This is a genomic window from Streptomyces sp. GC420 (assembly GCF_009916105.1).
Classification (GTDB): domain Bacteria; phylum Actinomycetota; class Actinomycetes; order Streptomycetales; family Streptomycetaceae; genus Streptomyces.
In genome coordinates, this window is sequence record NZ_JAAAXQ010000287.1 from 1 (window position 1) to 10,993 (window position 10,993).

General features: G+C 74.5%; 10 protein-coding genes. 3 read left to right on the forward strand and 7 right to left on the reverse strand.

Annotated features, from left to right (window positions below; genetic code table 11):
* Positions 1-245: 245 nt before the first annotated feature.
* The 3 genes from GUY61_RS27840 to GUY61_RS27850 all read left to right on the forward strand — a co-directional run bounded on the left by GUY61_RS27840 (position 246) and on the right by GUY61_RS27850 (position 4,023).
* Positions 246-1,829, forward strand: a complete 1,584-nt coding sequence (locus GUY61_RS27840) for an ADP-ribosylglycohydrolase family protein (RefSeq protein ID WP_166633014.1) — start codon at positions 246-248, stop codon at positions 1,827-1,829.
* Positions 1,826-3,037 (forward strand): CaiB/BaiF CoA-transferase family protein, encoded by a 1,212-nt coding sequence (locus GUY61_RS27845; RefSeq protein ID WP_166633015.1) that lies wholly within the window; start codon positions 1,826-1,828, stop codon positions 3,035-3,037. The genes GUY61_RS27840 and GUY61_RS27845 overlap by 4 nt, the downstream gene beginning before the upstream one ends.
* A gap of 170 nt (positions 3,038-3,207) precedes the next feature.
* Positions 3,208-4,023: a CoA ester lyase gene (locus GUY61_RS27850; protein WP_166633022.1), complete on the forward strand. Its 816-nt coding sequence runs from the start codon at positions 3,208-3,210 to the stop codon at positions 4,021-4,023.
* Positions 4,024-4,108: 85 nt separating this feature from the next.
* On the opposite strand, the gene lgt is transcribed toward GUY61_RS27850, so the two are convergent.
* The 7 genes from lgt to GUY61_RS27880 form a co-directional block, all read right to left on the reverse strand.
* Positions 4,109-5,257, reverse strand: a complete 1,149-nt coding sequence (gene lgt, locus GUY61_RS27855; protein WP_166633016.1) for a prolipoprotein diacylglyceryl transferase — start codon at positions 5,255-5,257, stop codon at positions 4,109-4,111.
* A 91-nt stretch (positions 5,258-5,348) separates the two neighbouring features.
* Positions 5,349-6,134, reverse strand: a complete 786-nt coding sequence (locus GUY61_RS27860) for a thioredoxin domain-containing protein (RefSeq protein ID WP_166633017.1) — start codon at positions 6,132-6,134, stop codon at positions 5,349-5,351.
* Positions 6,135-6,242: 108 nt separating this feature from the next.
* Positions 6,243-7,073 (reverse strand): tryptophan synthase subunit alpha, encoded by an 831-nt coding sequence (gene trpA, locus GUY61_RS27865; RefSeq protein WP_166633018.1) that lies wholly within the window; start codon positions 7,071-7,073, stop codon positions 6,243-6,245.
* The gene (gene trpB, locus GUY61_RS27870) at positions 7,070-8,356 is read right to left on the reverse strand and encodes a tryptophan synthase subunit beta (protein WP_166633019.1); all 1,287 of its coding nucleotides are present in this window, start codon (positions 8,354-8,356) and stop codon (positions 7,070-7,072) included. The genes trpA and trpB overlap by 4 nt, the downstream gene beginning before the upstream one ends.
* A gap of 848 nt (positions 8,357-9,204) precedes the next feature.
* The gene (trpM, locus tag GUY61_RS41965; RefSeq protein ID WP_398957140.1) at positions 9,205-9,531 is read right to left on the reverse strand and encodes a tryptophan biosynthesis modulator TrpM; all 327 of its coding nucleotides are present in this window, start codon (positions 9,529-9,531) and stop codon (positions 9,205-9,207) included.
* 4 nt (positions 9,532-9,535) lie between these two features.
* Positions 9,536-10,345, reverse strand: coding sequence for an indole-3-glycerol phosphate synthase TrpC (gene trpC / locus GUY61_RS27875; protein WP_166633020.1), 810 nt, complete (start codon positions 10,343-10,345; stop codon positions 9,536-9,538).
* Between the two features lie 193 nt (positions 10,346-10,538).
* The coding region (locus tag GUY61_RS27880) for a DUF2752 domain-containing protein (RefSeq protein ID WP_398957142.1) at positions 10,539-10,993 on the reverse strand (455 nt) is incomplete at its 5' end.

The following is a 10,993-nucleotide window of genomic DNA, read 5'->3' on the forward strand; positions in this document are numbered from 1 at the left end:
GCCACACCGCGAACAGCCCCGACCACTCCCGTCCCCGCGGCGACGCCCAGTCCCCCGGGCCCCGGCCGGGACCGGCAACCGGCACGCGGCGCCGCACCACACCCGGTGCCGGCACCGCCGCGGACGACCGTGCCCGTGCGCGCGGCGCGGCGAGCGGCTCGCACCGCCCGTTGCCCGGCGCCCATCGTCCGAGCGCCGCGCCTGAGGCCGGCCGGCTCCGCACCGCCCCCGGCGCCGACACGGACATGAGCACGGGTGCGGGCAGCGGCGCCGGTGCCGGACCCGCCCGGGAAGCCGGGCCGCCTCGGTCGCGCCCGGTGCGGTCGGCGCCCGGCGCCGCCGGCGCGGCAGGCGGCTCCGGGCCGCTGCGGCTCACCTGGGTGCAGCCCGAGGACCTGCTCGGTCACGAACTCCGGCAGGCGGACGAGGACGGCCGGGACAGCGCCGGGATCCGCCGGCGCTGGCTCGCGGCGGGCGGGGCACTCGCACCCGCGCGGGCCGGCGCGTCCACGGCGGCCGCGTCCCCCGCTCTGCGCGCCCTCGCCGAGCGGCTCCTCGACGAGCTCGCCCTGCTCCCCTGCCCCACGGCCGCCGACGAGCCCACCGGCCTGCCCGAGATCGTCGCCGCCTGCCCGGACTGGCCCCCGCCCGCGCCCACCGGAGCCCGGGACGACGGCCTCGTCGCCCGGCTGCACGCCGGCTGGCTCGGCCGCGCCGCCGGGTGCCTGCTGGGCAAGCCCGTCGAGAAGCTGCCCCTCGAAGGCATCCGGGCGCTCGCCCGCTCCACCGGCAACTGGCCGCTGCGCACCTGGTTCACCGCCGTCGGTCTCGACCCGGAGACGGCCGCCCGCCACCCGTGGAACCGGCGCAGCGCCGGCAACTCGCTCGCCGAGAACATCGACGGGATGCCCGAGGACGACGATCTGAACTACCCCCTGCTCAACCTGCTGCTCCTGGAACGCCACGGCCACGCCTTCACCACCCACGACGTCGCCCGGCTCTGGCTGGACGAGCTGCCGGCGGGCCGCACCTTCACCGCCGAGCGGATCGCGTACCGCAATCTGCTCGGCGGCGTGGAGCCCCCGCTCACCGCGCGCCACCGCAATCCGTTCCGGGAGTGGATCGGCGCCCTGATCAGGGCCGACATCCACGGCTTGACCCACCCGGGCGACCCGGACGCCGCCGCGCGGTCGGCGCACCGGGACGCCGTGCTCACCCACACCGCGAACGGCGTCTACGGCGCGATGTTCGTGGCCGCCGCGCTGGCCGAGGCCGCGGCGGGCCGCGGCGACGTCCACTCCTGTCTGCGTGCCGGACTCCGGGTCGTGCCTCCCCGCTCCCGCCTCGCGGGGGCCGTCCGCCACGGAATCCGGCTGGCTGCGGACACCGCCGACTTCGACACCGTGGTGGACCGCCTGCACGACCACCACGGCAGCCACCACTGGGTGCATGTGATCCCCAACGCGGCGCTGCTCGCCGCCGCGCTCACCCACGCCGACGGCGACTTCACCGCCTCGGTCACCCGCGCCGTGGCCGGCGGCTGGGACACCGATTCCAACGGCGCCACGGCCGGGTCGCTCGCGGGCGTCCTCGCCGGGCGTCCGGAGAACATCCCGGCCCGCTGGACGGAGCCGCTGCGCAACCGCCTCGCCAGCTCCGTGCGCTCCTTCGACGGCACCGGCTTCGACGCCCTGGCCGTCCGGACAGCCGCTGTTCGTGCCCGTCCCGCCGGTTCCACCGGTCACACCCGTACCGACGCGACGCACCCGGCAGAAGCAACAGAAGACACAGACCTGACAGACGACACGAAGGTGCGATCCACGCCATGAACGACGTGACCCCGTCCGCGGGCCCCGGGCCGCTCTCCGGCCTGCGCGTGCTCGACCTCGCCACCCTCTTCGCCGGCCCGCTCGCGGCCACCATGCTCGGCGACTTCGGCGCCGAGGTCATCAAGGTCGAGCACCCGCTCAGACCCGACCCCTCACGCGGTCACGGCCCCGACAAGGACGGTGTCGGCCTGTGGTGGAAGCTCCTCGGCCGCAACAAGCGCGCCATCACCCTCGACCTGTCCACCCCGGCCGGCGGCCGGACCCTGCTCCGTCTCGCCGCCACCGCCGACGTGATCGTGGAGAACTTCCGCCCGGGCACCCTGGAACGCTGGAACCTCGGCTGGGACGAGCTGTCGGCCGCCAATCCCCGGCTGGTGCTGACCCGGGTCACCGGGTTCGGGCAGGTCGGCCCGTACGCGCGCCGTCCGGGGTTCGGCACGCTCGCCGAGGCGATGAGCGGCTTCGCGGCGATCACCGGGGAGCCGGACGGACCACCCACCCTGCCGCCGTTCGGCCTGGCCGATTCCATCGCGGGACTGGCCACGGCCTACGCCGTGATGACCGCGCTCGCCGCGCGCGACCGCACCGGGCACGGCCAGGTCGTCGACATGGCGATCATCGAGCCGATCCTGACCGTACTCGGCCCGCACCCCCTCTGGTACGACCAGCTCGGGTTCGTCCAGCCCCGCACCGGCAACCGCTCCACCAACAACGCGCCGCGCAACACCTACCGCGCCGCCGACGGCAGCTGGCTCGCGGTCTCCACCTCCGCGCAGTCGGTGGCGGAGCGGGTGATGCGGCTGGTGGGCCGCCCGGAACTGATCGACGAGCCCTGGTTCGCCACGGGCGCGGGCCGCGCCGCGCACGCCGACGAGCTGGACGCGGCGGTGGGCGCCTGGATCGCCCGCCACGACAGGACGATGGTGATCGACACCTTCGAGAAGGCGGAAGCCGCGGTGGCGCCGGTCAACGACGTACGCGATGTGATGGACGATCCCCAGTACGCGGCGCTCGGCACGATCGCCGAGGTCGAGGATCCCGAGCTGGGCACCCTGCGCATGCAGAACGTTCTCTTCCGGCTGTCGCGGACGCCGGGCGCGATCCGCTGGGCGGGGCGCCCGCACGGGGCGGACACGGACGAGGTGCTCGCCGAACTCGGGCTGTCGCCGGCGGAGATCGGCGATCTGCGCGCGGCGGGGGCGCTGTGACCGGCGCCCGGACACCGGCGGCGCGGTCCCTCGCCACGGGCACGCCCGGCCCCGGTCCGTCCCGCACCGGCCCCTCCCGCGCGGAGCCGTCCCGCACCGGTCCCTCCCGCGCGGCTCCGCCCGGCGGGGGGACACGCGCCTCGGGGCCGACCGAGCCGCCCCACCCGCTTCTGACCTGGCTGTACGTCCCCGGGGACCGGCCCGACGTCGTCGTCAAGGCGCTCGCCTCGGGCGCCGACGTGGTGATCGTCGACCTGGAGGACGCGGTCGCCCCTCACCGCAAGCGGTACGCGCGGGCCGCCACCGCCGAACTCCTCACCGATCCGCAGCCCGTCCCGGTCCACGTCCGCGTCAACGCCGTCGGCGAACCCACGGCGGCCGACGACATCGCGGCGCTCGCGCCGCTTCCCGGGCTCGCCGCCCTGCGGATGCCGAAGATCACCGGTCCGCTGGAGGTCCGCGCGGCGGCGGACCTGGCCGCCGCGCGGCCCGGAGGACCACCGCACCTGTACGCCCTGCTGGAGTCCGCCCTGGCCATCGAGAACGCCTTCGCCGTGGCCGCCTCCCATCCGGCGCTGCACGGCATCGCCCTCGGCGAGACCGACCTGCGCGCCGACCTCGGGGTGGCGGACGCCGGCCTCGACTGGGCGCGCGGCAGGGTGGTCTGCGCCGCGCGGGCCGCCGGGCTCCCGGCACCCGCCCAGGGCGTGTTCACCGACGTACGGGACATGGAGGGCCTCGCGAAGTCCTGCGCGCGCGGGCGGGCGCTCGGCTTCCTGGGCCGCGCCGCGATCCACCCCCGGCAGCTGCCGGTGATCGAGCAGGCGTATCTGCCGAACCGCTGGGAGATCGAGAGCGCCGAGGAGATCGTGAAGGCCGCGGCCGGCGAGCCGGGCGCACTGGCGCTTCCGGACGGGCGGTTCGTGGACACGGCAGTGGTGGCGGGCGCCCGCCGCGTCCTCGCCCTGGCGAGCCGCCGCCGCTGATCCGCCGGGACGCGGCACCGACGACGAAGCACCGCGGCCGCCGACCCTGGGGTCGGCGGCCGCGGTCACGTGGGTGAGGGGCGGGTCAGCCCTTCTTGCTGACGGCCTCGGGCTCGCCCGTGGTGCCCGTTGTGGCCGCGGAGCCCTTCGCGGCGTCGGCGGCCGCCTCGCCGGGCGCCCCGGCAGGCGTCTCGTCCGCGGCCCGGGCGTCCTCCGAGGCGTCCTTGTCCCCGTCGGCCCCGGCCTCGGAGGGCGTCTCGTCCTTCGCGGACGCGGACGCGCCGTCCTCGCCCGGGTCGGCCGCCTTCTCCGCCTCGTCCTTCCCCGCCTCGCCCTTCGCGGACTCCGACTCCTCGGACCCGTCCTTCTCGTCCTTCGCGGAGCTGCCGTCCCCACCGGGTCCGGTCGCCTTCGCGACCGCGGCGGGCTCCACGGTCTCCTCCCGGCCCGGCCGCACCCGCGAAGAGATGATCATGTAGCTGACGGCCAGCAGGAAGACGATGACCGAGGTCCACACATTGAGCCGCACCCCGAGGATGTGGTGCGCCTCGTCGACCCGCATGTACTCGATCCAGCCCCGCCCGACACAGTACGAGGCGACGTACAGCGCGAAGGCGCGCCCGTGGCCCAGCCTGAAGCGGCGGTCGGCCCAGATGACCAGCAGCGCGACACCGATGCACCACAGCGACTCGTACAGGAAGGTCGGGTGGTAGGTGCCGCCGACGCGGTTGTCGGCGTCGGTGATCTTCAGCGCCCAGGGCAGGTCCGTGGCCCTGCCGTACAGCTCCTGGTTGAACCAGTTGCCCCAGCGGCCGATCGCCTGGGCGACGGCGATTCCGGGCGCGATGGCGTCGGCGTACGCGGGCAGGGCGATACCGCGGCGGCGGCAGCCGATCCAGGCGCCGACGGCGCCCAGCGAGATGGCGCCCCAGATACCGAGGCCACCCTCCCAGATCTTGAAGGCGTCCACCCAGTCGCGGCCGTCGCTGAAGTACAGCTGGTAGTCCGTGACGACGTGGTAGAGCCGGCCGCCGAGAAGGCCGAAGGGCACCGCCCAGACAGCGATGTCGGCGACCGTGCCGGCTTTGCCGCCCCGGGCGATCCAGCGCCTGTTGCCGATCCAGACGGCGGCGAAGACACCGATGATGATGCAGAAGGCGTAGCCGCGCAGCGGAACCGGTCCGAGATGGAGCACACCGGTCGACGGGCTCGGGATGTAGGCAAGGGAGTCCATGGCAGACCCGACGCTACCGTGCCGGGTGGGAGCCGCGGCAACCCACCCGGCAACGTCTCCATAACGCCCTGTGCGCCGAGCGGGGCCGCGGCTAGGCGGTCGCGGCCTTCTCCACCTGCGCCTTCAGCTCCTCGGGCGTCATCGGATCGTTCGTGTCGGCGAAGATGTTCTTGCCGTCGAGCAGCACGGTCGGGGTGCCGGTGAGTCCGGCCTTCTCGAATGCCTCCTGCGACTTGGCGACCCAGCTGTCGTGCGTGCCGTCCTCGACGCAGGTGCGGAACGCCGGGGTGTCCAGCCCTTCCACCTTGCCCGCCAGATCGATCAGCCTGCTGTTCCTGGCGAAGGCGTCCTCGCTCTCGGGGGGCTGGTTCTCGAAGAGGACGTCGTGGTACGCGGGGAACTTCCCGGCGTCCTGCGCGCAGGCGGCGGCGTTCGCCGAGCGCAGCGAGCCGCTGCCGCCCATGCCGTTGTCGATGATGGTGGCGAGGTGGTACTGAACCCTCAGCTTGCCTCCCGCCACGAGCGAATTGACCGTGTCGCGGTATTGCAGTTCGAAGTTCTTGCAGGCCGGGCAGCGGAAGTCCTCCCACACGACGAGGGTGGACTTCGCCGTGTCCTCGCCCACCGGAATGGCGGGTCCGTCGTCGCCGTTGGCGCCGCTGGGCACGACCACGGGGCCTGCGGCGTCGGTGCCGGTGTCGCCGTCCCCCGCGTTGCCGAGGGCAATGCCGATGCCGGCGGCGATGCCGAGCACGGCCACGATGGAGGCGGCGACGATCACGGTCCGTTTCCGCTTGTCCCTGGACCTCTGCCGCTCTCGTTCCTCGGCCAGCCGCTCACGGGCCGTCCGCTTGCCTTCACGGTTCTTGTCGCTCACACCCGCAGGAACGAACCGGGGAGACACAAGCGTGCCTCCCCGGTCCGAGGTCCATCCGTACGGGGGACCCCGTCAACCCCGTGCCTGTCGGCTCCGGTGCGAGGCCCGTCAGCGCCTGCGGACGCCCTGGGCGAGCTCACCCGCGAGCACACGGACCGCCTCGAGACCCGCGGCGGGGTCCGGCGCGTCGAGCATCCGCTTGACGAACGCGGAGCCGACGATGACGCCGTCCGCGAAGCCCGCGACCTCGGCCGCCTGCCCGGCGTTGGAGACGCCGAGCCCGACGCAGACGGGCAGCGCGGTGGTGGCGCGGGTCCTGCGCACCAGGTCCTGGGCCTGTTCGCCGACGGACTCCCGGGTTCCGGTGACGCCCATCAGCGAGGCCGCGTACACAAAGCCGGACCCGGCGGCGGTGATCGTCGCCAGCCGCTCGTCCTTGCTGCTCGGGGCGACCACGAAGACGGTCGCCAGGCCGTGCCGCTCGGCGGCCTTCCGCCATGGCTCGGACTCCTGCACGGGCAGGTCCGGCAGGATGCAGCCGGCGCCGCCCGCCGCTGCGAGCTCGGCGGTGAAGCGCTCGATGCCGTACCGGTCGATCGGGTTCCAGTACGTCATGACGAGGATCGGGGCTCCCGTGGCCTCGTACGCCTCACGGACCGTGCGCATCACGTCGGCGATCTTCACGCCGCCGCGCAGCGCGATGTCGTCGGCGGTCTGGATGACCGGGCCGTCCAGCACCGGGTCGCTGTGCGGCAGCCCGACCTCGACGACGTCGGCCCCGGCTTCCAGGACCGCCCTGACGGCTTCGATTCCCCCGTCGACGGTGGGGAACCCGGCCGGGAGGTACGCGATGAGGGCCGCGCGGTCCTCGGACCTGGCCTTGGCGAGCGTGGCACTCAGCAGCTCGGCGTTCCCGGTGTTCGATGCTGCGCCGCTCACTTGGCGTCCCCCTCGATCTCGGCGACCTCGCCGGCCGCGTCGGCGGCGACCGCCGCGTCCGTGTCGTACAGGCCGAAGTACCGTGCGGCCGTGTCCATGTCCTTGTCGCCGCGTCCGGACAGGTTGACGACGATCAGGCCGTCCTTGCCCAGTTCACGGCCGACCTCGAGGGCGCCGGCCAGCGCGTGGGCGCTCTCGATGGCCGGGATGATCCCCTCGGTGCGGGAGAGCAGGCGCAGTGCCTGCATGGCGTCGTCGTCGGTGACGGCGCGGTACTCGCCGCGTCCGCTGTCCTTGAGGTAGGCGTGCTCCGGGCCGATGCCCGGGTAGTCCAGTCCGGCCGAGATCGAGTACGGCTCGGTGATCTGGCCCTCCTCGTCCTGCAGGACGTAGGACCGTGAGCCGTGCAGGATGCCGGGCTCGCCGGCGGTGAGGGTCGCGGCGTGCTCCCCGGTCTCGACGCCGTGCCCGGCGGGCTCGCACCCGATGAGGCGCACGGAGGCGTCGGGGATGAAGGCGTGGAAGAGACCGATGGCGTTGCTGCCGCCGCCGACACAGGCGACGGCGGCGTCGGGCAGCCGCCCGGCGCGTTCGAGGAGCTGGCGCCGCGCCTCGACGCCGATGACGCGGTGGAAGTCCCTGACCATGGCGGGGAAGGGGTGCGGGCCCGCGACGGTCCCGAACAGGTAGTGCGTGCGGTCGACGTTGGCGACCCAGTCGCGGAACGCCTCGTTGATCGCGTCCTTGAGCGTCCGGCTGCCGGACTTCACCGCGATGACCTCGGCTCCGAGCATCCGCATCCGGGCCACGTTGAGCGCCTGGCGCCGGGTGTCGATCTCGCCCATGTAGATGGTGCATTCGAGGCCGAACAGCGCGCACGCGGTGGCGGTGGCGACGCCGTGCTGTCCCGCACCGGTCTCGGCGATGACACGGGTCTTGCCCATGCGCCGGGTGAGCAGGGCCTGGCCCAGCACGTTGTTGATCTTGTGGGACCCGGTGTGGTTGAGGTCCTCCCGCTTGAGGAAGATCCTCACCCCGCCCGCGTGCTCCGCGAACCGGGGCACCTCGGTCAGCGCGCTGGGGCGTCCGGTGTAGTTGACCAGCAGATCCTCGAGCTCGGCGGCGAAGGCGGGATCGGCCTTCGCCTTCTCGTACTCGACGGCGACCTCGTCCACGGCGGCTACCAGTGCCTCCGGGATGAACTTCCCGCCGAACGCGCCGAAGTACCCCTCTGCGCTGGGGACTCGACCGTCCGGGTCGGGAACGAAGAAGTCGGAAGACATCGACGTGCTCCTCAGTGGGGGCCTTCTGCCCCCTGAAGTCTGATGTGCGATGGACAGTGGGTGTTCCGGGGTCGCGCGGTGCCGCACAGGCGGTGCGGGCCCGGCGCCGGCGGCGGTCCGGCAGCCGGTGCCGTCCGGCCCGGCCCGCCCGCCCGGGAGCGACCGCCGGGGCGGCCCGGCATCCGGCCTGGCGTGGCCCGGAGCCGCAGACGGCGTCCCGGCGGCCCCGACCCGCCGTGGTGGCCGGCCGGACCGGCCCCTGCTCCGGCCCCGCCGGTGTCGACCGGACCGGTGCGGTCCCAGCCCCGGCGGGGACCCCGGCCGTCGGCCGCCCGGAGGCGGCCACGAGCCGGACCGAGGCGGACGCCCCGGGCCAGCGACGGACACCCGCACGGCAACCCGGTCACCGGCCGAGGCCCGGATGCGGTGCACCCGTCCGTGTGCCGCCAGGAGGCGGCCACGGGCCGAAGCCGTCCGTCCGAGCCCTGGAAGCGGTACGGGCCCGCGCGGCACCCCGCCGCCGGCCGCCGACCGCCCTGCCGGCGCTCGCCCCGGTCCCCGGCCACCCGAAGACGGCCACGGACCGGGACCTGAGCCGCGGAAACGGACGGCGCAGGGCGGTCCGTCGCCCGAGGGCGACAACCACCCCGGTCCCCGGGGGACGCGGCACCGTCACACCGGGCTTCGGAGCGGCGGTGCAGCCTCCGGGAAGACTGGGGCCCGGAACGGGTTCCCTGGGAGGCCGGGATCCGGTCTCCCGGAGCGGGAAGGGAAGGACCCTCCTCTCCGGGAGACCCGGGGTCCGCCGGCCCGAAGCCGGAGTCGAGCCGGGCCGGCCGGCGAGAGCGCTAGGCGGCGCGCGACCTGGCGCGCCCGCGCCATCGCATGCCGTTGACCTGGCCGGGTTCGGAGCCGATCACGTACCGCACGCGGCGGCCGTGGACACGGCGGGCGGGGGCGCGGCAGCCGCGTGGGCGGCAGCCGCGGGCCAGCGGCGCATGGCGGTCGCACGGCAGGGTGACCAGGAACGGCCCGCGGGCGGGCCGCTGTACGGCCGCGGCCAGGAGCCGGGGTGCGGGTCCCCGCGAGGACCCGCGCCCGCCCTCACCGCACGCGCCCTCACCGGCCGGGCGGAGTGCCGGGCCGGTGGGGACAGGACGGTGGGCGGGGAGCACGGGGTCAGCCCCGGTCGTGGCGGAGCGCCGGGTGGGCGCCCGCGGCGACGAGATCGGCGACGGCGGCCCTGGGGTCGCGGCCGGTGACCAGGGACTCGCCGACGAGGACGGCGTCGGCGCCCTGGTTCGCGTAGGCGATGAGGTCGTGCGGGCCTCGGACGCCCGACTCGGCGATCTTGACGATGTGGGCCGGGATCTCGGGGGCGACACGCTCGAAGGTGGAGCGGTCCACCTCCAGGGTCTTGAGGTTCCGGGCGTTGACGCCGATGATCCTCGCCCCGGCGTCGACGGCCCGCTCGACCTCTTCCTCGTCGTGGACCTCGACGAGCGGCGTGAGCCCGATGGACTCGGCGCGCTCGATGAGGGAGACCAGGGCGGGCTGGTCGAGAGCGGCGACGATCAGCAGGGCGAGGTCGGCGCCGTGGGCACGGGCCTCCCAAAGCTGGTAGGCCGTGACGATGAAGTCCTTGCGCAGCAGGGGAACGTCGACCCTGGCGCGTACGGCCTCGAGGTCGGCCAGCGAGCCGCCGAAGCGGCGCTGCTCCGTGAGGACGGAGATGGCCGCGGCGCCGCCCGCCTCGTAGTCGGCGGCGAGGCCCGCCGGGTCGGCGATGGCGGCCAGCGCGCCCTTGGACGGGCTGGAGCGCTTGACCTCGCAGATGACCTTGACGCCGTCACCGCGCAGCGCGGCGACCCCGTCCCGGGCCTGGGGGGCCTTGGCCGCGCGCTCCTTGAGCTCGTCGAGGCTGACGCGCCCCTGCCGCTCCGCGAGGTCGGCACGGACTCCGTCGATGATCTCGTCGAGCACACTCACGCGAGCGATCCCCTTCCCAGAGGGTTCTGCGGATCCTTCGGACCCGGCTGGTTGACGCTGCCTGTTCACGCATTGAAATGGTATCCGGACAGGAGCGAGGCCCGCGCATCCGGTTGGCGTCAGTCCCACAACCTGGACAAACAGGCCATGCCGGACCCATTGCCGGCCCGGTTCGCGGCCTTTCCGTGCCTGGTCAGGGTGCGAGCGCCGATCCGAACGGCAGGTTCCGGACAACCGTGAAGGCCAGCAGCAGGCCGCCGACGGCCCACCAGTACGCCGTTCGGACGGTGAAGTCGAAACGGCGGCCTCCGGCCACCCGTACGAGCCACAGGATCCACACGGCCACGAACACCCCGTAGCCGACGACGGCGAGCGCGTTGGCGCCGAGGGCGCCGGCCAGGTCGCCGTGGACCACGGCGTGCGCGCTGCGCAGCCCTCCGCAGCCGGGGCAGTAGATTCCGGTGGCCCGGAGCAGGGGGCATACGGGGTAGTGGCCCGGCCGGTTCGGGTCGACCGTGCCGACGTAGGCGAAGGCGGCGGCGACGGCGGCGGCCGTGCCGAGGGGCGCCATGAGGCGGCGCGCCAGGGGCCGCGGATCCATGGACACGCCCCCGGGCGGGAAAGCGGGACCGGGCGGGAAGGCGGGAC

What these genes read in the sequence shown, in the direction of transcription:
- GUY61_RS27840 (WP_166633014.1), top strand. Translation starts at nt 246, where the DNA reads ATGAGCACGGGTGCGGGCAGCGGCGCCGGTGCCGGACCCGCCCGGGAA.
- GUY61_RS27845 (WP_166633015.1), top strand. Translation starts at nt 1,826, where the DNA reads ATGAACGACGTGACCCCGTCCGCGGGCCCCGGGCCGCTCTCCGGCCTG.
- lgt (WP_166633016.1), bottom strand. Translation starts at nt 5,257, where the DNA reads ATGGACTCCCTTGCCTACATCCCGAGCCCGTCGACCGGTGTGCTCCAT.
- trpB (WP_166633019.1), bottom strand. Translation starts at nt 8,356, where the DNA reads ATGTCTTCCGACTTCTTCGTTCCCGACCCGGACGGTCGAGTCCCCAGC.